The sequence below is a fragment of the Corynebacterium sp. 13CS0277 genome, assembly GCF_002994655.1.
Lineage (GTDB): Bacteria > Actinomycetota > Actinomycetes > Mycobacteriales > Mycobacteriaceae > Corynebacterium.
Genome location: NZ_PPDL01000003.1, coordinates 1 through 25,665, shown reverse-complemented (window position 1 = coordinate 25,665; position 25,665 = coordinate 1). Strand labels below are relative to the sequence as shown.

The 25,665-nt window shown below is 68.0% G+C and carries 19 protein-coding genes and 1 pseudogene; 10 read left to right on the top strand and 10 right to left on the bottom strand.

The window, feature by feature from the left end; translation table 11 throughout:
* Positions 1-239 precede the first annotated feature (239 nt).
* Positions 240-575, bottom strand: coding sequence for a DUF2218 domain-containing protein (locus C1Y63_RS01510; protein ID WP_106014705.1), 336 nt, complete (start codon positions 573-575; stop codon positions 240-242).
* 122 nt (positions 576-697) lie between these two features.
* Between C1Y63_RS01510 and C1Y63_RS13260 the strand changes: the two genes are divergently transcribed.
* Both C1Y63_RS13260 and C1Y63_RS01500 read left to right on the top strand, forming a co-directional pair.
* Positions 698-6,220 carry a DUF808 domain-containing protein gene (locus tag C1Y63_RS13260; protein ID WP_369831004.1) on the top strand — a complete coding sequence of 1,841 codons (5,523 nt, stop codon included), beginning with the start codon at positions 698-700 and terminating at the stop codon, positions 6,218-6,220.
* A 319-nt stretch (positions 6,221-6,539) separates the two neighbouring features.
* Positions 6,540-7,109 (top strand): hypothetical protein, encoded by a 570-nt coding sequence (locus C1Y63_RS01500; RefSeq protein WP_106014704.1) that lies wholly within the window; start codon positions 6,540-6,542, stop codon positions 7,107-7,109.
* A gap of 4 nt (positions 7,110-7,113) precedes the next feature.
* Here C1Y63_RS01500 and C1Y63_RS01495 read toward each other — a convergent pair whose 3' ends face one another.
* Positions 7,114-8,319: a glycerate kinase gene (locus tag C1Y63_RS01495; protein ID WP_106014703.1), complete on the bottom strand. Its 1,206-nt coding sequence runs from the start codon at positions 8,317-8,319 to the stop codon at positions 7,114-7,116.
* A 291-nt stretch (positions 8,320-8,610) separates the two neighbouring features.
* Between C1Y63_RS01495 and C1Y63_RS01490 the strand changes: the two genes are divergently transcribed.
* Positions 8,611-9,240: a MarR family winged helix-turn-helix transcriptional regulator gene (locus C1Y63_RS01490; RefSeq protein ID WP_106014702.1), complete on the top strand. Its 630-nt coding sequence runs from the start codon at positions 8,611-8,613 to the stop codon at positions 9,238-9,240.
* A gap of 130 nt (positions 9,241-9,370) precedes the next feature.
* Here C1Y63_RS01490 and C1Y63_RS01485 read toward each other — a convergent pair whose 3' ends face one another.
* Positions 9,371-10,627 carry a type II toxin-antitoxin system HipA family toxin gene (locus C1Y63_RS01485; protein ID WP_158256054.1) on the bottom strand — a complete coding sequence of 419 codons (1,257 nt, stop codon included), beginning with the start codon at positions 10,625-10,627 and terminating at the stop codon, positions 9,371-9,373.
* Positions 10,628-11,004: 377 nt separating this feature from the next.
* Positions 11,005-12,084, bottom strand: a complete 1,080-nt coding sequence (gene ychF, locus C1Y63_RS01480) for a redox-regulated ATPase YchF (protein WP_106014700.1) — start codon at positions 12,082-12,084, stop codon at positions 11,005-11,007.
* A gap of 451 nt (positions 12,085-12,535) precedes the next feature.
* Here ychF and C1Y63_RS01475 point away from each other — a divergent pair, with 451 nt between their 5' ends.
* The 4 genes from C1Y63_RS01475 to C1Y63_RS01460 all read left to right on the top strand — a co-directional run bounded on the left by C1Y63_RS01475 (position 12,536) and on the right by C1Y63_RS01460 (position 17,538).
* Positions 12,536-14,176 carry a sodium-dependent transporter gene (locus C1Y63_RS01475; protein ID WP_106014699.1) on the top strand — a complete coding sequence of 547 codons (1,641 nt, stop codon included), beginning with the start codon at positions 12,536-12,538 and terminating at the stop codon, positions 14,174-14,176.
* 1 nt (position 14,177) lies between these two features.
* Positions 14,178-14,345, top strand: coding sequence for a methionine/alanine import NSS transporter subunit MetS (gene metS / locus C1Y63_RS01470; protein ID WP_106014698.1), 168 nt, complete (start codon positions 14,178-14,180; stop codon positions 14,343-14,345).
* Positions 14,346-14,656: 311 nt separating this feature from the next.
* Positions 14,657-15,955, top strand: a complete 1,299-nt coding sequence (locus tag C1Y63_RS01465) for an AI-2E family transporter (protein ID WP_233195518.1) — start codon at positions 14,657-14,659, stop codon at positions 15,953-15,955.
* A gap of 227 nt (positions 15,956-16,182) precedes the next feature.
* Positions 16,183-17,538 (top strand): DUF6542 domain-containing protein, encoded by a 1,356-nt coding sequence (locus C1Y63_RS01460; RefSeq protein ID WP_369831003.1) that lies wholly within the window; start codon positions 16,183-16,185, stop codon positions 17,536-17,538.
* A 253-nt stretch (positions 17,539-17,791) separates the two neighbouring features.
* Here C1Y63_RS01460 and C1Y63_RS01455 read toward each other — a convergent pair whose 3' ends face one another.
* Positions 17,792-18,763 (bottom strand): 4-hydroxy-3-methylbut-2-enyl diphosphate reductase, encoded by a 972-nt coding sequence (locus tag C1Y63_RS01455; protein ID WP_106014695.1) that lies wholly within the window; start codon positions 18,761-18,763, stop codon positions 17,792-17,794.
* 393 nt (positions 18,764-19,156) lie between these two features.
* On the opposite strand from C1Y63_RS01455, the gene xseA reads away from it, so the two are divergent.
* Positions 19,157-20,416 carry an exodeoxyribonuclease VII large subunit gene (xseA, locus tag C1Y63_RS01450; protein ID WP_233195517.1) on the top strand — a complete coding sequence of 420 codons (1,260 nt, stop codon included), beginning with the start codon at positions 19,157-19,159 and terminating at the stop codon, positions 20,414-20,416.
* A gap of 76 nt (positions 20,417-20,492) precedes the next feature.
* Positions 20,493-20,750 (top strand): exodeoxyribonuclease VII small subunit, encoded by a 258-nt coding sequence (locus C1Y63_RS01445; RefSeq protein WP_106014693.1) that lies wholly within the window; start codon positions 20,493-20,495, stop codon positions 20,748-20,750.
* Between the two features lie 140 nt (positions 20,751-20,890).
* Here the strand turns inward: C1Y63_RS01445 and C1Y63_RS01440 are convergent, their stop codons facing one another.
* Complete coding sequence (locus tag C1Y63_RS01440) at positions 20,891-21,475, bottom strand: DUF4245 domain-containing protein (protein ID WP_106014692.1); 585 nt, start codon at positions 21,473-21,475, stop codon at positions 20,891-20,893.
* Between the two features lie 658 nt (positions 21,476-22,133).
* Here C1Y63_RS01440 and glpX point away from each other — a divergent pair.
* Positions 22,134-23,132, top strand: a complete 999-nt coding sequence (gene glpX, locus C1Y63_RS01435; protein ID WP_106014691.1) for a class II fructose-bisphosphatase — start codon at positions 22,134-22,136, stop codon at positions 23,130-23,132.
* 177 nt (positions 23,133-23,309) lie between these two features.
* Here glpX and C1Y63_RS01430 read toward each other — a convergent pair whose 3' ends face one another.
* The 4 genes and pseudogenes from C1Y63_RS01430 to C1Y63_RS13145 form a co-directional block, all read right to left on the bottom strand.
* Entirely contained in the window at positions 23,310-23,801 is a 492-nt protein-coding gene (locus C1Y63_RS01430; RefSeq protein ID WP_106014690.1) for a hypothetical protein, read from the bottom strand.
* Positions 23,802-23,924: 123 nt separating this feature from the next.
* Positions 23,925-24,329 carry a hypothetical protein gene (locus C1Y63_RS01425; protein ID WP_146128827.1) on the bottom strand — a complete coding sequence of 135 codons (405 nt, stop codon included), beginning with the start codon at positions 24,327-24,329 and terminating at the stop codon, positions 23,925-23,927.
* 235 nt (positions 24,330-24,564) lie between these two features.
* A complete protein-coding gene (locus C1Y63_RS01420; RefSeq protein ID WP_233195534.1) occupies positions 24,565-25,332 on the bottom strand; it encodes a hypothetical protein in 768 nt (255 codons plus the stop codon).
* 225 nt (positions 25,333-25,557) lie between these two features.
* Positions 25,558-25,659, bottom strand: a pseudogene (locus C1Y63_RS13145) (hypothetical protein); the annotation flags it as partial.
* Positions 25,660-25,665 lie beyond the last annotated feature (6 nt).

Below are 25,665 nucleotides of genomic sequence, written 5' to 3'. Positions count from 1 at the left end.
CCGGCCGATACGGACCGCGTCCACGCGCCCGCCCCGACGAGGCGCACACGCCAGCCACACACTCGGCGCACTCAGTCCACACACGACACACAGCGCACACAGCGCACACAGCACACACAGCACACCGCGCGGCCAGTCGTGTTCATGACTGGCCGCGCGGTGCTGTGCGAGTGACGCTCCGTGCCGGGCGCTCTATGCCCGGGTACAGCGATGCGAGAAGGCGGGGTGTTTATTCGTGTTTATTCACCGGCGCTGCGGGCCCAGGTGTAGGCCAGCCCCTCCGAGGCGCCGAAGCGCAGCAGGTGGCGGTCAATGACCCCCTCAAAGCGGTCGAGGAGCTCTTCCGGGGCCTCCAACTGCATGGCCAGGCGCCCCTCCTCCGCGCGCATCGTCACCACGCAGGTGCCGTCGAAGGCGCGGCGGGGATCCTCACTCTCCTTGCCGGCGCCCACAAAGATGATGGTGCCAGTCTCCCCATCCCAGGAGGTCTCCATCTTGTGGGAGAAGTGAGCCGCCATCTGCTTGGCGTAGCGGGCGGGACGTTCGGTTTCAACAAGCGCGTGCGAATACGACATGCAACCACTCTATACTTTAAGGGTTGGCTTTGCTATTACTGCGCCTTTGCAGTCCGACAACTACTGTTAAACAAAGAACGCCCCTACCCTTTACTGACCCAACCACCCCAAGGACGACTTACATGGCCGGCGGATTGGCAGCCCTCCTCGACGACGTCGCACTCATCGCCAAGACAGCGGCGTCGAGTGTCGACGACGTCGCCGCAGCGACCGCGAAAACCAGCGCGAAAGCAGCTGGCGTCATCATCGACGACACCGCAGTCACCCCCCAATACTTGACGGGGGTGACACCTGCGCGCGAGATCCCCATCATTTGGCGCATCGCCCAAGGGTCCCTGTTTAACAAGATCGCGATCATTTTGCCGCTCGCGATGCTGCTGAACTGGATCTTCCCCCAGGCACTCACCCCGCTACTCATGCTGGGTGGTTTCTACCTCTGCTACGAGGGGGCGGAGAAGATCTACCACCGCTTCTCCGGGCACCGCTCCACCACCCCGGTGGCGGCGAAGGGCGCGCCCGCCGAAGACCAGTTGGTCCGGGGCGCAATCCGCACAGACCTGGTGCTCTCCGCGGAGATCATGCTCATCGCCTTCGACAATGTCCGCACCCAGGACATCGCCACCCAGGCAACCGTGCTCATCCTCGTGGGTTTCGTCATCACGGTCGCCGTCTACGGTGTGGTGGGCGTGCTGGTGAAGATGGACGACGTCGGCCTGCACATCCTGTCGCGCCGCCCCGAATCGAAACTCGGCAAGGCGCTAGTCAAGGGCATGCCCGTGATTTTGGCGATTCTGTCTTACGTGGGCACGTTCGCGATGCTGTGGGTGGGTGGCCACATTGTGCTGCAGGGCATGAGCGAGTTGGGGCTCGTCGGCCCGCTGGGCGTGGTGCACAACCTGGAGCACTCCTTCAGCCCGCGCACCTGGACCGGGCGCACCATGTCGTGGATTGTGGCCACCACCCTGTACACCATCGTCGGCATGGTCCTCGGTGCGATCCTCGTCGGCATTGCTGCGGTGCTGCCCTTCGGCAAGTCCGCCAAGGAGTCTGAGGCTGACGCCGAGACGGACACCGAGGCCGAGGACGCCGAAGCTGTCTTCGCCGCCACCCCGGCCGCTGCGAGCGCACACGTCGCGGGCGCGGATTCTTTCGACGCCCCCTACGAGCACTCCCAGGCCCAGCAGGCGGAACTTGCCGCCGCCGAGGGCGATGCGGGCATCGACGTGCCGTCCGCCCTGGTGGGCGACGAGGTCGCCGCCCTGCAGGAAACCGAGTTCGCTGCCGCCGTCGCCTCCCACGCGGAAGAAACCCGCGACCTCACCTTCTCCGGCACGGAGGCCACCGATGCGGCCCTCGACGTCGAGGCCGCCGAGGCGTCCGCCGTCTTCGCCGCTGGCGGTACCACCGCCGACGAAGCGTTCCCCGACTACCAGGAGGATGCGCTCGGCGAGGACGAGCCCAACGAGACTGCCCCTGCCGCCGAGGAGCAGCCCGCCGCGGACGAGACGAGCGCCGCCGAGCAGCAGGCCGCAGAAAAGCCCGCCAAGCGCGGCCTGTTTGGGCTGTTCGGCCGCAAGAAGAAGGCGGCCGCCGCGGCTGCCGCAGCCACCGCCGCCACCGCCGCCGAGGCCGGTGCTCCTGAGGCCAGTGCCGCAGAGGCTCCTGAGGCCGCAGAGCTGGCAGAGCAGTACGACGAAGTGGAGACCACCGCCGAAGGTGCTTACGACGAAGCCTTCGAGGAGACCTACGACGAGTTCGCCGACTACGCCCCCGCCGAGGCGGTGGGCGACAGCGCGGCCGACTACACCGACGGCGAGTTCACCGAGGGTGCCTTCGTCGAGTACGCCGAGGGGCAGTACGCGGAAACCACCGACGGCGAGTACGCCGAGGGCCAGTTCGCCGCCGCGTACTCCGAGGGCGCGTACACCGACGACGCCGAGGGTGTGGAGTACACCGACTATGCCGAGTACACGGACGAGCAGGCAATGACCGGCGAGTTCGCTGAAGGCGACTTCGCCGCGGCCGAGTTCGCCGCCGAGGACGTCACCGCTGCAGCGGAGTCCGCTGAGGCCCCGTACAGCGACGCGTCCTTCGCCTCCGCGGAGGAGACCGCCCAGTTCGGCGTCATCCCCGCCGTCACGGACGCCGACGATACGGGCGTGCTGCCCACCGTCGACGATGACGCCACCGGCGAGGAACTCAGCGACTACGACGCCCGCGTCAACAAGCTCGCCGCCGCACTCGCCGCCGACGAGGAGCGTCCCCTCGACGCACCCGCACTCGATGCGGCTGCCGACGAGACCGACACCGAGACCACCGCCACCGAGGAGGCTCCCGCCAAGCGCGGCCTGTTCGGTATCTTTGGTCGACGCAAGAAGAAGGCCGCCGCCGCTGCTGCGGCCGCCGCGGCCCAGGCCGCAGAGTCCGCGGATGCCGCCGCCGAGGCTGCAGCGGACGCAGACGCCACCGACGCGGCTGCTGCTGACGCGGCCGCCGTCGAGGCCACCTACACCGAGTTCGACGCTGCGGATGCTGCTGTGCTCGCCCAGGACGGCGAGTACGCGGAATACGCAGAGTACGCCGAATACGCCGAGTACACGGACGCTGTCGATGCGGTCGATGGGGTCGATGCTGTCGATGCGGCTGTGGTGGAGGACGCCTACGATCAGGCGATCGACGGCGGCTTCGAGCCGCTGCCCGACCAGGCGGAAGTCCTCGAGCAGGACTTTGGCCCTGCCTCCCCGATCGCCCCGGCACCGGAGTCCATGCCCGTGGACTCCGAGTACCTGCCCGAGGGCCCCTACATCCCCGCCGAGAGTGTCGCCGAGGAGCCTTCGCACGGCGCGCATGAGCTCGACGAGGATGATGTCGCAGGCGATGCCGCGGCCTTCTCGGGCGATCCTTTCACCTACTCGGATGCGGACGTGGCGGAAGCTGCCGCCGACGACTTCTTCGCCGATGACCCGGCTGCCGGCCAGGTGCTGGAGGATGTCGACGACATTGACGATGTGGTCGATTCCGTGCCGGTGCACATCGGTGGCCCGGCAGTCCTCGAGCCCGAGGCTGCCGAGGTGTTCACCTACGACGAGGCCTCCTCCCCGCAGGACGCAGCCGCCGACGCAGCCGCTGGCTCCGAGGCGCTGCCGGATGCGTTCAACCCGCAGGCCCCGGTCGACGAGCGCGCCCAGGCCGCTGTCGGCTCCTTCCCCGTCTTCGAGGACATGCCGGCCGTCATGGCTTTCGACGCCGTCCTCGACGGCACTGAGGCCGCCGCGCAGCAGGACCCGGAGGCCCTGTTCGCCGCCGAGCAGGCCGCGGCAGCCCAGGCGCCCGCCGAGGAGGCCGCAGCACCCGCGGATGCGTTCCGTTTCGACGCAGACAAGGACACCCCGGCCGCAGACGAGGAGCTCTACTCCCCCACCGCCGAGGACGTCCCGGCCGCCGACGCCGCGGCCGATGCTGCCCCGAGCACCGTCGAGTCCATCTTCGCCGCCGGCCTGGCCACCAGTGGTGGCTTCGCCGCCACGGCCGCCGCCGTGGAGGCCGCCCGCCGCCAGGCTGAGGCCGAGGCCCGCCGCCTGGCGAAGCAGGAAGCCGAAGCCCGTGCCCGCGCCGAGGAAGAAGCTCGCCGCCGTGCGGAGGAGGAAGCCCGCGCCGCCGCCGAGGCTGAGGCCCGCGCGAAGGCCGAAGAAGAGGCCCGTCGCGCCGCCGAGGAGGAAGCTCGTCGTGCCGCCGAGGCTGAGGCCAAGGCACGTGCTGAAGAGGAAGCCCGCCGCGCCGCCGAAGAGGCTGCCCGCCGGAAGGCCGAGGAAGAGGCCCGCCGGGCCGCCGAGGAGGAGCGCCGCCGCCTCGAGGAGATTGCGCGCGCCACCGCCGAAGAGGAAGCCCGCACCAAGGCCGCCGCCGAAGCCCGCCGCCTCGCCGAGGAGGAGGCGCGCCGCGCCGCCGAGGAAGCTGCCCGCCTGCGGCAGGAGGCCGAGGCCCGCGCCCGCGCCGAAGAGGAAGCCCGCCGGAAGGCAGAGGAAGAAGCCGCACGCCTGGCCGAGGAGGCCCGCCGCGCCGCCGAAGCCGAGGCCCGCGCCCGCGCCGAGGAAGAAGCCCGCATCAAGGCAGAAGCCGACGCCCGCGCCAAGGCCCTGGAGGAGCGCCGCCGCCTCGAAGCCATCGCCCGCGCGAAGGCCGAAGAGGAAGCCCGCGCCAAGGCCGCAGCGGAAGCCCGCCGCCTCGCCGAGGAGGCCGCCCGCCTCCAGGCCGAGGAGGAGCGCCGCCGCGCAGAAGCCGAAGCTCGCCGCAAGGCCCAGGCCGAAGCCCGCGCCAAGGCCGCCGCCGAGGCGAAGGCCCGCGCCGAGGAAGCTGCCCGCCAGCAGGCGGAGGAAGCTGCGGCGAAGGCCGCCGAAGAGGCCGCCCGCCAGCAGGCCGAGGAAGCACGTCGTGCCGCCGAAGAAGCCCGCCGCGAAGCCGAGGCCGAAGCGCACCGCAAGGCAGAAGCCGAAGCCCGCGCCCGCGCCGAAGCGGAAGCCCGCGCCCGTGTCGAGGCCGAGGCTCGTGCCCGCGCTGAGGAAGAAGCCCGGAAGAAGGCGGAAGCTGAGCTGCACCGCCTCGAGGAAGAAGCCCGCCGCACCGCCGAAGCCGAAGCGCGCGCCCGCGCCGAAGCCGAAGCCCGCGCGAAGGCCGAGGAGGAGGCCCGCCGCGCCGCCGAGGAGGAACTCCGCCGCCTCGAGGAGCAGGCCCGCCGTCGCGCCGAAGCCGAGGCCGCCGCCGTCGCTGCCCGCGCCGAAGCGGAAGCCCGGGCCCGCGCCGAAGCCGAGGCCCGCATCAAGGTCGAGGCGGAAGCCCGCGCCCGCGCCGAAGAGGAGGCACGCCGCGCCGCGGCCGCCGCCGCGAAGGCCGCCGAGGAAACCCGTCGCCGGGTGGCCGAGGAGGAGCGTCGCCGCGCCGCCGAGGAGGCTGCGCGCGCCGAGGCCGAAGCCCACCGCGTCGAGCTGGCCCGCGCCCAGGCTGCCGCCGAGGAGGCTGCACGTGCCCAGGCCGCCGCACAGGCTGCCGCGGAGGAAGCTGCGGCGAAGGCCGCCGAGCAGGCCCGCGCCCGCGCCGCCGAGGAAGCTGCCGCGAAGGCGGCCGCCCAGGAAGCTGCCCGCAAGCAGGCCGAGGAAACCCGCCGCCAGCAGGCCATCGCCGCCGCCCGCGCCAAGGCCGCCGAGCAGGCGCGCCGCGACGCCCAGGAGCAGGCCCGCGCCCGCGCCGCAGCAGAAGCCCGCCGCGCCGCCGAGCAGGCCCGCGCCGCCCAGCAGGCCGCCCGCCCGACCGCAGCCGCCGCCCGCCCGGCAGCGGTTGCCCGCCCGACCGCCGCGGATTCCGCCGCTCGCGCCAAGGCCGCCGAGCTCGCCGCCCGCAAGGCAGCAGAGCAGGCCCGCATCGCCGCCGAGCAGGATCGCCTCCGCCGCGAGGCTGAGGCCCGTGCGAAGGCTGCCGCCCGCGCCAAGGCCGTGGCTGCCGCCACTGCTAGCCGCGCCACCGGTGCTGCCGCGCACAACCCGGCGGCCGCTGCCGCGGAAGCCATCCGGGCGACCAAGGCCGCCAGCCCCGCCAAGGGCAAGGGTGGCAAGGCCGGCAAGAAGAACAAGGGCAAGAAGAAGAACAAGTAGTTCCCCACCAGGTCTCAGACCGGTTGCCCTTCACCCCAAGCACCACCGCCGAGGATGCATTCCCCGGCGGTGGTGCTTTTTCTCTGTCGTCTGTTGCCCAAGGGAGATGCGCGGCACGCCTGTGGGCCCACTGCGGCTTCCCTCGGCTTCGCTCAGCCCATCCCCGCCCACTCCGCCCCCGTGGGGGCAGGGCCGCACCTGCCTCACGTGGCCGGGTGTGCTGTGCTGGAAGGATCCCTCACCCGATGATCGTGGCTGGGCAATCATTCCCCCACGATTCTTCGCAGGCTTCTTCTGTGTGAAAGGACACTGCTCCCCCATGGTTTCCGCCCTCTCCCCCGCGGGTGTTTCCCCCTCCCGCAGCTGCTTCTCCGCTGGGCGCTTGCTGGCGGCCGTCGCCCTGACTGCTGTGGCTCTTGCGGGCTGCAGTAACAGTGAGCGCGACAGCACCCGCACCACGGTCACTGTCACCGCCCCCGCCCCAACACACAGTGCCGTCAGCGCCGTCAGCAGCACCCCGATGACGAGTACCCCGCCGATCTCCAGTGCCGCGCCGTCGGCGGTGCCCACCACCCCCGCACCCGCGCCCCAGCAGTCCCCCACGGCACCGGCGCCCGCCCCGCCGACGGTCGTGTACTGCTACCCCGGTACCCCGGGACCTGCCCTGTGGTCGGATGGCTCCACCGGCTTCGCCGAGTCCTGCCTGGACGCCTACGAGAACTCCCTGCCGGAGGATTCACCGTTCACGGCACCGGGGCGGGGCTACCAGTGCCCGGGCACGGATGCCTTCGTCAGCGATCCCTCCCAGTGCGTCCCGGACAACCTTGGGCGTGAACCCTTCGCCGGGGATGCCGCCTATGCCGGCAACCTGGGGGCAACGGAGGAATAGCTGCCTACAGCCGGCCCGCCAGGGCGCGGGTGGTGTCCGCCACCCAGCGGGCGGGGTCCTGCTGGGCAGCATGGGCGCTGCCCGCCCGGAGGCTGACACTTTCCGCCGCCGCGAACGCGGCGGTGGGTGCATCCTCCCGAATGATGCCGGCCACGAGGGCGCACGGGGTGGCGGCCGCGGTACACAGCTCGAGTACTGCCGCCGGGACTTTGCCCTGCAGGCTCGTGGCATCGAAGGCCCCTTCGCCGGTGACGACGTAGTCGGCGCGGCGAATCTTCTCCGCCAAACAGAGGGCCGTCGCCATGTGGGCCGCCCCCGGCAGCAGCTCCGCGCCGAGGCTTAAGCAGGCGAACCCGACCCCGCCGGCGGCACCCGCACCGGGTGCCGTGACCTCCGCGTGCACGGGTGCCGTCTCCTGCAGCAGCCGGGCAAACCGCAGCACCGCCTCGTCGGCAGCATTCATGTCGGCGGCAGCCAGCCCCTTCTGCGGACCGAAAGCCTGGGCGGCCCCCTGTGGGCCCACCAGCGGGGCCCGCACGTCAGTAATCACCTGGAGATCCACCCGCGCCAGCGCCTCTAGGACGTCTGCGGCGCTGCGGAAGTCTACGCCTCGGGCTGTGGCCACGCCCGCCAGCCCCGGGGCGATGGGTGCGCCCGCGGCATCAGTGATCGACACGCCTAAGCCTTGCAGCATGCCTGCCCCGCAGTCCGTGGAGGCACTCGACCCGATCCCGAGGTACACCACCGGCCGCATCCCCCGGTGCTCGTCGCGGTCGCGCGTGGTCGCCGCGACCCGCAGCAGTTCCTCGCGGAGGCGCTCCCCCAATGGACGAGTTCCCGCACCCCACGGGTCCAGGGTGCTGAAGCGCTCAATCCCGCAGAGTTCCGCCAGTTCCACCACGGTGGCCTCCGGGCGGGCGTGCTGAAATGCCCGGCGGGTGCCCTCCCCGCCGTCGGCCATGGGCACGAGCTCACAGGTGTCGGCATCCCCTGGGCGGGCCGCCACCCACCCGCGCCGCATGGCTTCGGCGACGCTCGCCGCATCGAGGGTGCCTTTGAAACTGTCGGGGCAGAACACCACCCGCAACGGGTGCGCACCCGCCGCCCCACCCACGCCACCCTGTGGGACGCGCTGTGGGGAATCTGCGCGGCCTGCGCGGCCTGCGGGCTGCTCGAGGTGGAGATTGGGTGTCGTCGGCTGCGGGCTCATAGCCCCCACGCTACCGACAGCTAAGCGCACTGGGCATGGGGGTGATGGGCTGCCGCGCTGTCTGTGGGGCACCCCGCCGTCGCGGCAGCCATCGTGGCGTCGTCGGTCTGCATGCTGGGGTTCCACGGGTGCGCGGAAAATTCGTGCGCGAAAACCGCCCCGCGTTGACCTCCGGTTGCGTACCATCAACAGCTAGAGATTCGTCCGTGGAGACTCACCCCTCCACGCGGGTCGCTTTCTTGTTTTTTCACCCCTTTTTTTCTTTCCTTCACATTCACCCTTATTCAGCCCATGAGCAGCCGTAACCGCTACACTCCCCGCCCGCGTACGAAGCCTGTGTCCACCCCCGGCGACCAGTCGGATGCGCCCACCCCGCCCGTGCAGCGCGCCCCCAACCAGCCGGACACCATCAACCAGGGCAACGTGGTCGACCTGGCCGACACGGCGGCAAGCATCTACGCCGACGAGTTCGTGGAGTCTGCCCCGACGCGGGAGCTAGCCATCGATCTTGTCATTACGGCGGGCCAGTTGATTCGCCGGGTGGCCCGAGAGGCCCTGTCCGGCGATCGGGCCGCGACCTGGCGGGCACTGTCCATCATTGAGCAGTACCCGGGGCTGCGGGTCGGCAAGTTCGCGAAGGCGTATGCCTGTTCCCAGCCGGTGGCGACCCGCCATGTCCACAACCTGGTCAACAGTGGACTGGTGGAGCGGGTCATCGGCGACGATGCGCGGGTAACGAACCTGTACCTGACGGATGCGGGTCGGGAGCATCTGCAGGCGCATCGGGAGTTGGTGGCGAACTATCTCGCGCCGACGTTTAACTTCCTCAGCGATGGTGATCAGCGGGCGGTGCGCCGCACCATCGCCATTATCGAAACCGCGCTGCGCGACCCGGACGCCCCCGACTCCGTCATGTACTAGGTGGCGTCTTCGGGGCCGGTGCCTCGTGGGCGTGGCCTCAGATGGGCTCTGCCCCGGGGTGGGCTCTACTCCGGGGCCGACCTTGCACCTGGGGTTTTTCTCCCCCACCACGGGTCAAGGTCTAAGAAGCTTAAGCCACCTCATACCAGCGGGAGCGCAGTTCCCTCTCCGCGCCATAGATCGCCGACTCGGAGACGCCACAAGGACGCACCGTCGCCCGCAGGTCGATCATGCGGGCCGCGGCCAGCGCCCGGCGCAGCAGGACCCATGCCTGTGACTGCTCAAGCCCCACCTGCTGGGCGAGGGAAAGCAGGTGCCGTTGGCGGATGTTTTTCCGGCGGCCGCCGATGGAGAGCGCCATCGTCATGTCCCCGTAGATGGCGGTGCACACCACGTCATACAGGGGTGCGACCTGAAACCCGGGAGCACCGGGCGGGGCGTAGCAGCCCACGTTCTTCGCATGCAGGTCACCGCCGCCGCACAGCCAGGAGTACGCCACCTGGGTAAACAGGTTCGCGGCAGCCTCCCCCGGGTCCACGCACACCTCGCTGAGCGCGCTGATGAGGGTCTCCGTCGGCACCTCGTACTTGTCGGCGGAGTCAATCCCCAGCACCGCCGCGCCGTCGTAGTGTGGCAGCGCCACCACCGTGCCGTCGAGGTGCTGCCGGTCGAAGCGCGGCAGATACAGTCCCGGAGTGCCGGCCACGTCGTGCAGGACGATGCAGTCCGCCACTGGAATGTGTAATTCGGTGCGTGCCACCGCGAGATGGCGGGCCTCGTTGGCGACGAGCCCCGGCAGGTCCGGGTCGCCGACTTTGAGGATGCCGGGCACCCCGGTATCGACGGGGTGCTCCTCTACAGCGGCTTGGTCGTCGTTCCCCGCGAGGACAGCGGAGCACTTGCGCTGCACCCCGGGGATGGCCTGGGGGTCGTAAGCCCGGCCGACATCGGTGAAGTCGGCGTGCGCGCCGATGCGCAGCGCCACCGGCGAACCCGCACCAGAGGCGTCGTTGTCTGCGCCCGGGGCCTCGTTCGCTGCGCCCCAGGGCACCACGCGGAGGTCACCCAGCAAGTCCGCACCCGCACCCAACAGCAGGGCGAGATCATCGTCCACGGCGCAGCCGAGTGCGGCGGCAAGAACCTCGCGGCGCGGTCCCTCGGGCAGCAGCCCGGTGAGCGCCTCCAGGGCCAGGGGAATCCGCCCGCCCGGGGTCGTGTCCCCGCGGCCGGCGTCGCCGAAGGGGTGGTACTCCAGGTGGGTATCTCCCCGCAGTACTCGCCCCACGGGCATCCCACGCTGAAGCACCTGGGCGGCTGGTGCGGCAGCCCTCCTGCGGGCGTCCGCCAAGGCCTGCGCGTCATGGTCTGGCTGCGTCGTGTGTGTCATCGTGTGTTCCTCCCCGTCGTGTGGTGGGTAGCAGGTGCGCCCCGCACCGCCACCCGTCATCTGTGCCGCAGCAGCGCCCCACGGCCCTCGAGGCGTACGAGGACCTCGCGGTTGAGGCCTGGTCTGCGAGGGACGCGTATCGTCGTCGCTGCGTGCGGCCGCGTGACTGTCAGCATAACGGCGACCCCGAATCGGGCCGTGACCTGCACACATCGACCACTTCATCCACTACGTGCTGCCGCCTGCGGGAGGTGTCGACGACCGTGCACAGTCGCCGTGAGGATCCGCTCCCGCGGAACCAACGCCGCGCAGAAAAGAAAAAAGAAACCGCCTGCCGGGGATGCAACCCCAGCAGGCGGACACTGCGTGCGCAGTATTTAGACGTTGAACTTGAACTCGACCACGTCGCCGTCGACCATGACGTAGTCCTTGCCCTCCTGGCGGACCTTGCCCTGCGCCTTGGCTTCCACCATGGAGCCAGCGGCGACGAGATCGTCGAAGGAGACGATTTCCGCCTTGATGAAGCCGCGCTCGAAGTCAGTGTGGATAACGCCTGCGGCCTGGGGCGCGGTATCGCCCTGGTGGATGGTCCAGGCGCGGGCTTCCTTCGGGCCGGCAGTCAGGTAGGTCTGCAGACCGAGGGTGGCGAAGCCGGCCTTGGCCAGGGAGTGCAGGCCGGGCTCGTGCTGGCCGACGGATTCGAGCAGTTCGCGGGCTTCCTCCTCGTCCAGTTCGAGCAGTTCCGTCTCGGTCTTGGCGTCGAGGAAGACGCAGTCGGCGGGGGCGACGAGGGCGCGGAGTTCGTCCTTCTTCGCCTCGTCGGTGAGCACCCCTTCGTCAGAGTTGAACACGTAGAGGAAGGGCTTCGCGGTGAGCAGGTGCAGCTCCCGCAGGTCGGCCAGGTCGATCTCGTCCTGGGCTGCGAAGAGGGTGCGGTCGTCTTCGAGGATCGCCTGGGCCTTCTTCACGGCCTCCACCTCAGCGGCCTTGGACTTGTCCTTCTTGGCTTCCTTCTCGAGGCGGGGCAGGGCTTTTTCGATGGTCTGCAGGTCCGCGAGGATGAGCTCAGTCTCGATGACGGAGATGTCGCTGCGGGGGTCGACGCGGCCGTCGACGTGGATGACGTCGTCGTCGGCGAAGGCGCGGACGACCTGGCAGATGGCGTCGGCTTCGCGGATGTTGGCGAGGAACTTATTGCCCAGGCCTTCGCCCTCGGAGGCGCCCTTGACGATGCCGGCGATGTCGACGAAGGAGACGGTGGCGGGCAGGATGCGCTCAGAGCCGAAGATCTCGGCGAGCTTCACCAGCCGCTCGTCGGGGAGCTCCACGAGGCCCACGTTGGGCTCGATGGTGGCGAAGGGGTAGTTCGCCGCCAGGACGTCGTTACGGGTCAGGGCGTTAAAAAGAGTGGACTTGCCCACGTTGGGCAGGCCGACGATTCCAAGAGTAAGGCTCACGGTGGGCAATCCTATCAAGTCGCCGCCTGCCCGCCCGCGCCGCGCACCCCCACAGGCGGGCCGGGGTGGGGTTCGGGGGCGTGCACTCCGGCCGCGTCACTGCGGGTGCACGCACCGGGTGTGCGCGATGTGCTCTGCGACGTGCTCGCGCACGCGGGTCGCGCGCGTGGCCCCCTGTTCGGATGATGCGCATGCTCGTTGAACTGGCGTTTTGTGGCTGCGGGGGTGAACTTTTCCCACAAACTATTCCATAGAGTGGAACGGCTTTGCTATTGTGATTTCACTAGCTGGGAAACTGCTGGCATTGGCCTGAGTGACCTCCACAGAAACGCAGGCCACCCGCACCGCCCCCGCCTAGCGCCCCTCGCCACACCCACCCCGTGGGCGTGCAGCGAGGAGAGCACACCGACGAACTTTCCCTTATCACTTTTTCGAGAAAGGCTGGCCACGCATGTCGTCTTCGACCGCCACCGCGTCACCACGCCGCGAAGTGTTTTCCTCCCGTCTGGCCTTCCTGCTGGCCGCCATCGGTTCCGCCGTGGGTCTGGGTAACATTTGGCGTTTCCCGTACGTCGCCTACGACAACGGCGGCGGCGCCTTCCTGGTGCCCTACATCATCGCCCTGCTCACCGCGGGCATCCCGCTGCTGTTCCTCGACTACGCCCTGGGCCACCGCTACCGCGGCTCCGCGCCCCTGGCGTTCCGCCGCATCAAGAGCTGGGCGGAACCTGTCGGCTGGATCCAGGTCGGCATCTGCTTCTTCATCACCATCTACTACGCGGCGATCATCGCGTGGGCGGGCCTGTACACCGTGAAGTCCTTCACGAAGGCCTGGGGTGAGGACCCGAACACCTACTTCTTCTCCGACTTCCTCAAGCTGGAAAGCGACCAGGTGTTCTCCACCTCCATCGTCGCGCAGATCGCCATCGTCCTGGCCCTGGTGTGGGCCGTCGCGATCGCGGTGCTGGCGATGGGCGTCGACGAGGGCATCGGCAAGATGGCGAAGATCTTCATGCCGATCCTCGTGGTGCTGTTCATCATCGTGGTGCTGCAGGCCGTGTTCCTGCCGGGCTCCGGGCGCGGCCTGGACGCCCTGTTCACCCCCGACTGGTCCGCGCTGCGGAAGCCGGGCGTGTGGGTTGCCGCCTACGGCCAGATCTTCTTCTCCCTGTCGGTGGCGTTCGGCATCATGCTGACCTACTCCTCCTACCTGAAGCCGCGCACCAACCTCACCGGCACCGGCCTGGTCACCGGTTTCGCGAACTCCTCCTTCGAGGTGCTCGCCGGCATTGGCGTGTTTTCCGCCCTGGGCTTCATGTCCACCCAGCAGAACGTCCCCGTCGACGAGGTCGTGTCCTCCGGCATCGGCCTGGCGTTCATCGCCTTCCCGACGATCATCAACAACATGCCGTTGGGCGCCATCTTCGGCACCCTGTTCTTCGGCTCCCTCACGGTGGCCGGCTTCACCTCCATGTTCTCCCTCCTGGAGGTCGTGGTCTCCGCGATTAAGGACAAGCTGAACCTGCCGCGCAAGACCGCCGCCGTGGGCGTCGGTGTCGTCATGGCCCTGGTGTCCCTGGCCCTGTTCTCCACCACCTCGGCGCTGGCGACCTTGGACATCATGGACAAGTTCACCAACAACGTTGGCATCGTCGCCGTCGCGCTCATCTCGATCATCATCATCGACTGGATCCTGCGCCGCATCGGCGAGTTCGCCCTCCACCTCAACGCCGTGTCCTCCTTCCAGGTCGGCACCGTGTGGCGCATCTGCATCGTCAACGTCACCACCATCGTCCTGGGCTACACCCTCCTGCAGGAGCTCGGCACCCTCATCTCCGAGGGCTACGGTGGCGGCGACTACTCCACCACCCAGGTCGTCACTTGGGGCTGGTGCGTGCTTGGCATCGTGGTGCTCGGCTCGCTCATCATGACCGTGGTGCCCTGGCGCGGCGACGTCTCCCTCGTCGGCCCGCCCGGCTCCGACTTCGGTGTCGACCCCGACCTGCAGCGCACCATCGACATCCCGCAGAAGTACACCCCGACCGAAACCCGCGCCGCAGGCTTCGCGATTGAACAGAAGGGAGAGAACTAACATGTCCGGAATCGCCATCATGATGATGGTCCTGTTCATGGTCATCATCTGGGGCGGCCTCGCCGCCAGCATCGTGGCGCTGCGCCGCCACCCAGACGAGTCCTCCGGTGTGCTGGGCGCCTCCCAGTACGCCACGGATGACGTGCTCATCGCACACGAAGAGCACTAAACCCACCCCACCCCCCTGCAAGGACTGTGAAGTCCCCCTCGAGCACCCCGGCATCTGCCCCGGGGTGCTCGTCTTTTTGCCTGCGCAGCCCCTGCGCCCACCAGTTGACCGCCCCGGGACGGCGCCCACCGGGCCACCCCAGCACTCACCCGGCCACCCCATGGCAGGAACCCTGAAAAAGCTCACACACGCACCGGGCGCCGCGCGGGGGCAGGGCGGGCGCGGGCCGCGCGGGGGTTGGGGGCCGCCAAGGGGGCGTGGGCGTGGTGTGCGCCACTGCCCGGCGGGTGCGGCGTGCCACAATAGGTGGCGTGACTACCCCACCCTCCCCGCACGACGACACCAGCGGTCCCACTGTCGTGCCTGTGGCTGATGAAGCGCCCGGCACGGTGGACCGCACCGACGTCATCGCTGCCGCCGTGAAAGAACTCGCGTGGTGGTGCGTGCGCCTGCTCGTCATCGGCATCACCGCCTTCGCGGCATGGTGGGGGCTCGGGCTCATGGGGCAGGCGCTGCTGCCGTTGGCGCTGGCGCTCATCATCTCCACGGTGCTCATCACGCCCACCGCGTGGCTGCGGCGCGCAGGTGTGCCCGCAGGGCTGGCGTCCATGGTCGTCATCTTGACGAGTTTCTCCATCGCGGGTTCCGTGGTGTTCTTCGTCGCCCCGGACGTGGTGCGCCAAAGCCACACCCTCTACTACCAGGCAGTGCAGGGCATCCAGCAGCTGGAGCTGTGGCTGCAGGGCCCACCGCTCAACGCCCGCGCCGAGGACCTCGAGCGCTGGTTCAGCGACGGGGCGGCCTGGTTGCAGCAACGCATGGGGCTGATCGCCGGGCAGGTGTTCGCCGGCCTCGGGATGGCGGGCAGCGTCATCGTCAACCTTATGGTCATCACGGTGCTCACGTTCTTCTTCCTCAAAGACGGCAGTCGCTTCTTGCCGTGGCTCACCCACGTCACCGGCCACAAGGCGGGCCGCCACCTCGCAGAGGTCCTCACCCGCTGCTGGAACACCTTGAGCGGCTTCATCCGCGCCCAAGCCCTCGTCAGCCTCGTCGACGCCGTATTCATCGGCGCCGGCCTGGTCATGCTCGGCATCCCCATGGCGCTCGCGCTGGCCACGCTCACATTCATCGCGGGCTTCGTGCCGATCGTCGGCGCAGTCGTCGCCGGCCTCGTCGCCGTCCTCGTGGCGTTCGTCTCCCACGGGATGACCCACGCCATCATCGTCACCGTCCTCGTCATCGTCGTCCAGCAGCTCGAAGGCAACGTGCTCTCCCCGCTGCTGCAGTCCCGGGCGATGAACCTCCACCCGGTCATCGTGCTGCTGTCGGTGACGGTGGGCGGCGCCCAGTTCGGGATCCCCGGCGCGTTTTTCGCCGTCCCCGTCGCCGCCATGATCGCCGTCATCATCCGCTACCTCGGCGAGCTCATCGACTGGAAGACCGGGGAGATCAACGCAGAAGACCTCTACCGCGCCACCCACCCCGACGACATCCACCCGAAGACCGGCGGCACGGCCCCCACCACGCCCACCACGCCCCCGGGCACCCACCACCCCGCAGCCAAGCCCACGCAGGCCCCCGAGGTGCCGACGCAGCCGCGCGACTGAGCCTTCAGGGCTGAGCCGGGCGACTGCCCACAGCTCCACCGGAGACTCGCCCCAGAGCCACTACACAGCCAGGCGGACAGCCAGCCGGACAGCCAGCCGGACGGCCAGGCGCCCACAGCACTCTCGGGCACCCAGAGGGGCCCGCGCGACGCGGCTCACGGCGCGGGCGGCAATCCACAGGAAACCCCCAGAAACACCGCACACGTCGGCGCGCACCCTGCCACACGGTGCACAAGCGCCCCGCACAGCACCCCACACGCCCTCCACATCCTGGTCGGCGAAGGCCAGGACACCGTGGAAAGCAGCGCATCCAATACCGCCCCGATGACACAACATCGTCTAACATTACGGCCGTGACTGCACAGACTTCCTCCCGCGCCACTGGGGCTTCCGCGCGCCGGGCGCCCGCCCAGCGCCGCTGGGGACTACCCACGTGGTCTGTGACCAGCATTCAGGCCGCCGCCCTCGTCACCGGACTCGTGTTATCGGTCGTGGCGAAAGACTTGGGCGCGGCGTATCTCGTGGCGTTCGCCCTCGGCGCGTTCGCCACCACCCTCCTCGTCGAGGCCCGGGGCTTGTTCCTCACCGTCGCCCAGGTGCCGATTCTTTTTGCCATCGTCACCCCTGTCGCGGGCTGGCTGGTGCAGAACTCCACCCAGCCCGAAGGGAAGGCCGCCGATTTTTCCACCACCGGGCTGCTCACCGCGGTGTTCCCGGTGGCCACGTTCTTCCCCGTCCTCCTGGCGGTCACCCTCGGGTGCGTGCTGCTGGGAACCTTGCGCTACATCACGGCCCGGCGTCGCGATGATCAGGCCTACGCCACCGCGGTGGCGGCGCGGAAGCGGATGAATGATTCCGACCGGGAGAACGTGGAAACCACCTCCCGGGTCCGTGCCCGCACCCGCCGGGCGTTGGAGGACCCGTCCCGTCAGGTCACTGTCGACGAGCTGTTGAAGAAGCGCAGCACCCAGCCGACCTCGCGGCGCCTGCACCGCCGCAGCCAGGAGCAGCGCGCCGAGGCGCACGCGGAGGACACCCGCGCGGCCGACAGCACCGGCGCATTCCATCGCTCCGAGGCCCGCAGCGCCGACACGCCCCACGCGGAGGCGACCCGCCCCCGCCGCACCGCGGAGCGTTCCCCCTCCCCCAGCCCCGCGCCCCGCGCGGAGCACACCCCCCAGTACCCCACGGCGTCGGCTGCGGGTACGGCCGGGCAGCCCGGCAGTAGTGCTGGCAGCTCCGCGCAGCGCAGCGCCCGCGCAGCCGACCGCCACGAAGGGCAGCAGCTGCGGCGCACCTACATTCCGCGCAGCGACAGCCCCAGTGCCCCGACTCCTGGTGCCGGCGGCGGCTCCTACCGCCGGCCGCAGCAGGATACGACCCGCCGCGTGGTGCGCCCGCCGCAGCCGCGGGAAGCCCGCCCCGCTGATCGGCTGGCGGCCCGCCCGCAGGTGCGCCGCACGGAAATCCCCCGGGATACCTCCCGCACCGGGCGTGAGGCGACCGGTCCCCGCCGCGTGCAGCAGCCCCCGCAGCCGCAGCGCCGCAACCCGTTCCTCGACGACGACCTCTTCGACGCCTAAGCACCGGCCGGCCCAGACAGACGTCGCAACGCACACGGCACCACCGTTTTCTCGCGGTGGTGCCGTGTGCGTTGTGTTGTCTTCTCCCCGCGTGCACGCCACGTGAGGCCCACGCGAGGGCGCGGCGGCTGCCGGGGGTCACGCCCCCGTGGGTCTCCACAGCAACGCACCCGCCGACACGGCCGACCACGGCGGTGGTGCGGACGAGCGGCGGGTGCGGGGTTGTAGCGCGCCTGCGCGAGACGTGCTGGGTTTAACGCTTCGAGCGGTCCTCCGGGCGGAGTTCCCGCGGCAGGGAGAACACGAGCTTTTCTGCGGCGGTGGTGACTTCCTCCACGGTGTTGAAGCCGTGAGAGTCCAGCAATTCAAGCACGTCGCGGACGAGGATTTCCGGCACCGACGCACCCGAGGTCACGCCGACGGTGGTGACACCGTCCAGCCACTCGGGCTGCACCTGGCTGGCATAGTCCACCAGGTAGGAGGCGTCCGCGCCGGCCTGGAGGGCGACCTCCACGAGGCGCTTCGAGTTCGAGGAGTTCTGGGAGCCCACCACGATGACGAGCTGGCACTTCTCCGCGATCGCTTTGACAGCCACCTGGCGGTTCTGGGTGGCGTAGCAAATGTCATCCGACGGCGGGTCCTGCAGGTGCGGGAACTTCTGCTTGAGCAGCGCCACAATCGTCATCGTCTCGTCGACGGACAGGGTGGTCTGCGACAGCCAGATGAGCTTGTCATCGTCGGCGAAGTCGAGCTTCTCCACGCCCTCCACGCCGTCAACAAGGTGCACCACGTCCGGCGCCTCACCGGCAGTGCCTTCGACTTCCTCGTGGCCCTCGTGGCCGATCAGCAGAATCTGGTAGCCGGCCTTGGCGAAGCGCTTGACCTCGTTGTGGACCTTCGTCACCAGCGGGCAGGTCGCATCCAGGGTGTGCAGGTCGAGTTCGCGGGCCTCGGCGTGGACGGCCGGGGAGACTCCGTGCGCGGAGAACACCAGGTGGGCGCCCTGGGGTACCTCGGTGGTTTCGTCCACGAAGATCGCGCCGCGTTCCGCGAGCGTATCGACCACATAGCGGTTGTGCACGATTTCTTTGCGCACGTAGACGGGCGCACCATACTTGGCGAGCGCACGCTCGACGGTTTCGACGGCGCGGTCCACGCCCGCGCAGTAGCCGCGCGGCGCGGCCAACAGAACAGTCTTGACGGCTTCCGCCTGGGGTTGAGTCATGGCACACACTCTAACGCATCCCCCCGACAGCGCCGAGACAAGCAAGGCTCGCCGACGGCACCGCGCACACAGCACCCGGGACCACGGGCCCACTGGCCCCCTGCGGCACCCACAGCACGGGCCGTGGGCCACGGGGCTATCCACAGGCGTGCGCTGGGTGTGCTCGCGCGGGGCTCGGCTCGCCCCGTAGGCTAGTGCACGCACGCCTGCCTCCCCGCAGTGCTCCACCGGGTCATGCTGCGCCCTGAAGTGCCGTGTGGTTCCGTACCGCGCCGTGTAGTGGGAGGCCGAGTGCGCACCGCACCTCATACAGCACATACAGCGAGCAAGTGTCCCCCGGCATTTGTCCCCCGCCCTCTTTTTTTACGTCTCTTGTCAAGGATGTCCGGCATCGTGGTCCCTCCTCCTGCTTCCCCCGCCCCGCAGCCCAGCGCCGACGCGCCGTGGCCGGTGCGGGAAGTCAACGCCAAGGTCAAAGCGTGGATTGAGCGCCTCGGCCACATTTGGGTCGAGGGCCAAGTCACCCAGGTCAACGCGAAACCCTCCTGGCGGCTGAGCTACTTGACGCTGCGCGACCCGGAGGAGGAAGCCTCCGTGCAGGTCACCTGCTCCACGAGCGTGCTCACCGGCATGGCCACCCCGGTCAAAGACGGCGACCGGGTGGTCGTCTACGGCAAGCCGGCGTTCTACGCCGGGCGGGGCAGCTTCAGCCTGTGGGTGACCGATATCCGCCACGTCGGCGTCGGCGAACTCCTCGCCCGCATCGAGCGGATCCGCACCCAGATGTACGCAGAGGGCCTGGCGGATCCGGGGCGGAAACGGCCCCTGCCGTTCCTGCCGCGCCGGGTGGGTCTCATCACCGGCCGTGGCTCCGCCGCGGAGCGGGACGTGCTGGCCGTGGCCCGCAACCGCTGGCCGGCCGTCGACTTCGCCATCATCAACACTGCCGTGCAGGGCGCCCAGGCAGTCCCGGAAGTCATCCACGCCCTGCACACCCTGCAGAACACCCCCGGGGTGGACGTCATCATCATTGCCCGCGGCGGTGGCTCCGTCGAGGACCTGCTGCCCTTCTCCGAGGAGGCCCTGGCCCGGGCGGTGGCGGACTGCCCCATCCCGGTGGTGTCCGCCATCGGCCACGAGCCCGACCACCCGGTGCTCGACGACGTGGCCGACGTCCGTGCCGCCACGCCGACGGATGCGGCGAAGAAAGTCGTCCCGGACGTCCAGCTCGAGCTGCAGCAACTGGCCGCCGCCCGGGAGCGCAGCGCCCAGGCCTTACGCGGGTGGGTCGCCACCGAGCAGCGCCACCTGCAGGCGCTGCGCTCCCGGCCGGTGCTCGCCGACCCGACGACACTCATCCGGCGCGGCCAGGAGGACCTCGCCCGCTCCACGGAGCAAATGCGGCGCATCATCCGCCACCTGATCGACCGCCACACCCATGACGTTGCGAGCCTGCGGGCCCGCGTCGCCGCCCTGGGGCCGGCCGCCACCCTGCAGCGCGGCTACGCCATCGTCCAAGCACAACCCCACGGCGGGGCCGCGCCCTTCGTCGTCACCTCCTACAGTGAGGTGCCGAAAGCCACCCGCCTGCGGGTGCGGCTCGCCGACGGCTCCCTCGAAGCCGTCACCACCGACAGCACCCCGGCAGACTAGCCCGAGGCGGCGGCACCCCCGCCACCGACGAGCGACACCCCCACCCCTATCCCCTCTGACGACAAGGACCTCCATCATGACGCAGCCCACCTCCTTCGGCACCGGCACCCCCGGCGAACTCGCCGACCCGCAGACGCTGACCTACGAGCAGGCCCGCGAGGAGCTCGTGGAAACCGTGAAAATCCTGGAGCTCGGCCAGATGACCCTCGATGAGGCACTGGCATACTGGGAGCGCGGCGAGGCGCTCGCCCGCCGCTGCGAGGAGCAGCTGGGGGCCGCACAGCAGCGCATCAGCCAGGTGCTGGGCGACGCACAGCACGACGCCGCCGAATAACCCCACCGCTCACGGCTGAGCGGCCGCCCCGCGCGCGGCCGGTGCGCAGCACCACGCGCGGTGATTCCCCGCGCAGGAGCCCTCCTCCGCAGGGCCCTCCCCCGCATCAGCCTGTGCCCCGTTAGCGGGGCGCAGGGTTGTTAGCGCGCTGCGGACGCGTCGTCGTGCGGCAAGGGTGCCGCGTCCACGAAGCGTCCGGCGATCTCAAAGAACGTGGCGTTATCCGCCACCCCGCTGACCGCGAGTCGTGCCTCCCCCAGGTCGCCCACCCACAGGTCATCCCCGTCCTCAGTGGGCGGGAAATGGAGGAACTCCACCCCATCGATGGTCATCGACCCATCCTGGGTGCGGGGCTGGTCGAAATAGTCTTTCGCGACGACATCAACCGGCTGGTTCGTTTGCAGCACCTGGGCATAGCCCTTGTCGTCGGTCAGGTAGCCCACCACCACCGCAGGAGTGTTATTCAGCATGGTGCGGCGCGCATTAATCGTCGACCACCCCTCGGGGGTGGCGGGGAACCGCACGGGGAAATCCATGGCGCGGGCCTCCAGGGACAGCACCTTCTCCGCGTCGACGGTCTGCACCGGGGCGAATTCTTTATCGGTGCGCGAGAAGCTACACATTCCTGTAAACCCCACGGCCAGCACCATGACAATGAGGATGACGAACAGCGACATGCCGATGTCGCGGGCATCTTGAAACAGGCGGGGTTTGGATTCACTCACCCGGCTAGTATGGCACAAGCCCCACCCCACCCAGCTCGGCCACCAACACCCGCCCGCAGCGCCCGCGGCCCGCAGGGCTCGGCGGCGTGCTGCCCTTCGATTCGCCCAGCGCTGCCCCAGGGCTGCGCCTGAACTGTCAGTGGCCTGAACTGTCAGTGGACTGCCTTACCACCAGCTGGCGTGCTTTTGAGGTGTGCGCGCACGCCGGGGCCGGCTGCGGGGCATGACCGAGACACCTGCCGGCACACCGCGCCCGGGAATCGGCGACTGCGACTGCGCCGGGCGACAGCCGCTGCCCCCACTGCTCCCCCACCGTCGGCGCACCACTACCCCCGAATGGGGTGGGTGGGGGCGCTGCGACCTGGGGGCACCAGGTGAAAAGATCGCCAGGTGGGCGAAACCTCTGCCGCAGGCGTGGGAAAAGTGCCACAATGAGTAACGGCTGTTCGACACGGCCCCACCCGGGACACATGCCCACGGCATGGCGTGATCGGTGAGGGTCCGCGCACAACCGCCACCCCCGTGTTATTTCAGCCCCGCCACAGCAGCACCCCCGCGTCCCTTTGTCTTGCTGGCCCCGAACTTCGTGCGGCCACAGCGGGCGCGGCGCGCAGTGGTGTCGGCCGCTGCACCGCCAGTTGAGGAGATGTTTTCGCGAATGACCGCTTCGCACCCCACTGCCCCTGATCGCAACCTCGCCATGGAACTGGTCCGCGTGACCGAGGCCGCCGCCTTGGCCTCCGGGCGCTGGGTTGGCCGCGGCATGAAGAACGAAGGCGACGGCGCCGCCGTGGACGCCATGCGCCAGCTCATCAACTCCGTCGACATGAACGGCGTCGTCGTCATCGGCGAGGGCGAAAAGGACGAAGCTCCGATGCTGTTCAACGGCGAACGCGTCGGCACCGGCGTCGGTGCCGAGGTCGACATCGCCGTTGACCCGGTCGACGGCACCACCCTCATGGCAGAAGGCCGCCCCAACGCGATCTCCGTCCTCGCGGCCGCTGAGCGGAACTCCATGTACGACCCCAGCGCAGTGTTCTACATGAAGAAGATTGCCGTCGGCCCGGAGGCCGCCGGCGTCATCGACATCACCGCACCGGTGGAGTACAACATCAACGCCGTGGCGAAGGCCAAGGGCATTGAGCCCTCCAACGTCACTGTGGTGGTTCTCGACCGTCCCCGCCACGAAGAACTCATCGCCGACATTCGCCGCGCCGGCGCCAAGGTCCGCATGATTCGCGATGGCGATGTGGCCGGCGCCGTCGCCGCCGCCAAGGACGACAACGCCATCGACATCATGATGGGCATCGGCGGCACCCCGGAAGGCATCATCACGGCCTGCGCGATGAAGTGCATGGGTGGCGAAATCCAGGGCATCCTCCACCCCACCAGCGACGAGGAAATCGAGCGCGTCAAAGCTACCGGCTACGAACTCGGCACCGTGCTCACCACCAACGACCTGGTCACCAGTGACGACTGCTACTTCGTCGCCACCGGCGTCACCAACGGCGACATGCTGCGCGGCGTGTCCTACCGCAAGAACGGCGCCACCACCCGCTCCCTGGTGATGCGCTCCCGCTCCGGCACGGTGCGCTACATCGAATCCGTGCACAAGCTGGCAAAGCTGCAGGAATACTCGGTCGTCGACTACACCTAATCCCCGGCCTGCCGCGCAGCCCCAGGTATCGCGGCGTCCACAAGACTCCTGGGTGGTGCGCCTCCTGCACCACGGGCGCGCCACCCAGGCCACCGCACACACCAGGCAGTGCATGAGCACCGCCACCAGTGCCCCACCCCGTGGGCCGTCACCTCGACGGCCCACGGGGTTTGTCGTTTAACCCAAATTCCCCTCTGCGCGCCGATGCCGGCCTCCACCCTCGCCGCGCCGCCACAACCATCGCCACAGACGATACGCCGGCGAGGGACTGCTCTCGCCAAAAAACGAGGACTCGGCGGCGGGTGGCGGCCCGCCGTCGCCCGAGATGAGCCGCCGTAGCCACCACACCAGGTAATCGACGCTAAGAATCACGGCGCAGACGAGGATCGCGAACACCAAAAAGACAAAGGTCAGCTGCATCCGCAGCGGTACCCACATGTGCACAACCAGGCTCACAGGCAGCAGCACACCGCCATAGGTGCACGTCACCAAGGCGCTCATCGCGAGCACATTCAACCGACCATGACGACGAGCCAGTGACCACACAACCGCCACCACAGCGGCAAACAACGCCCCGCTGGGCACAAAATCCCAGACAGTCAGCGGCGTATCAACCAGGGTGCGAACCACCTCTGAATAGCCACTCAACCGAGTAAAGAACACGTCCATCAACCTTCCCGTCTTAACCCAACCCCGTGCACGCCACTGACGCCCACTCAGAGGGCACAAGGGTCACAAAGGACACTGGGACGTGTCGCCACCAGCGCCGGCCAGCACCGTACCGACGATCGATCATGACACAGCTCCTTTCCGCCGCCGCGCACTCTTCTTGCGGACCCAAAGCACATACACCCACCCCGGAACCGCCGCACTCGAAAAAGCAAACGCCCCGAACACAACCAGGAAATAATAATGCTGCTGACCCACGTAGTAAAACACCATATACGAGAGGTAGGAGAAGTAGGCGAACATGATGAGCACACACAGCAACCACGCTCGACGCCAGCCAAGAAGGAGCAAGAATATACCAAAGAGTGGCAAGAGGTATCCGACAGAGGTAAAAGACAGAAAGGCTACCGAGTGCCCTGGATCAACATTAAACATCCTCGTGATCCAGATCATAAATGTGACCGCAAATTCATCCCATGGTGAAATCGACACATTCTCGGCTACAGAAGCAGAAACTAGAAGCAACACAAATCAGCCTTCTTCAAGATATTGGGCCTGACATTCGATAACAAAACATCCCCAAAACGGGAATCCTCAAATAATAAAGCAAACGACAATGGGGGAAATCTACGTTCATTATTGCCGTTTACCCACACCTTCAACGAATACTGACAGTTCAGACAACCCGCCTCATATCTACGTGAACCACGGATAAACACACTCAACCTCGAACACGCTAGCCCGAGCGAATTAAACCATCAAGCTAACCTTCCCCATCTCGATTCATCACGATTTCCTGCAAAGCGCTTGCCCCATCTCGCCGAGGCAGGTCATCTTCAGGAGTGGGCTCGATGGAGGCTGCATCAGAATCTGCCCTAGTGTCAGCGCTTGACTCATCAATAGCCAGGGTAGGCTGTTCAGCACTCGCAGGAGTAGCGATGGGACGAAGAGGAGTTTTTGTAACAGAGGGTGTCACAGCACGCGAAGCAGACGGTCCAGCCGCATCCCCAGGCCCGGACCCCTTGATCTGGTCCCACAGCCCTTCAGGATCCTCTTTAAGAAGCTTTTGAAATTCTTCGACAGTAAACAAAGGAGTATTCGAATCCAGGCGATTCATATCCTCCACACTACGCTTACCCCTCAGGCTGAAGTTGTCGCTAGCGAGATACGTTCGCGGAACGCGTTCGACCCTTCGGTTCAACTCAGCAGCAAAACTTGCCCAAATGGCCCAGGTAAACGGTTTATTCGCAGCAGGCAAACTACTCGCCCCCGATGCGGGCCCCCAGGCGCTAACAGTGAGCACAATCGCGTCAGGATTATCACTGTTCCCCCGCTCGATCTGAAACGTAATATTCCGATCTTTGCCTTCAAAATGGCCATCGAGCGATAAGAATGCAAATCCGTGATCTGAAATAGAGGTCACCTTAACCGGGTTCTTCCCAATTCCAATAAATGACAGCTCACACCTTGCACCTTCGCGCAATTCCGGACCGCACCCATCAAAGGTAAAGTGCTTATCAAAGTGAGTCACGAGCTCTCTAGCGATAGCGCGTGGCGACCACATTCCACTCTGACGATTAGCAACAATAAGAGAATATCTATATGACGCCTCCGAATGGGGATCATACTTCGGCAGCGCCCGATCAGTAGGAGTCAGCTTTTGAATAGTTCGACGCTCAAAGTCTTGCTGGACAGCAAAATAGTTGATTCGACGCTCTTCAGTCGTGGGGTAACCATACAGACTCCGCTCCCACCCCTGACGCTTCCAGTACTCCCGAATGTTCCCCGCAACGATGTGCGCACCCGTAGACGGCGTCCAATAGATGGAGCCGTTCTCAAAGTGATTGAACCGGCCCACACCATC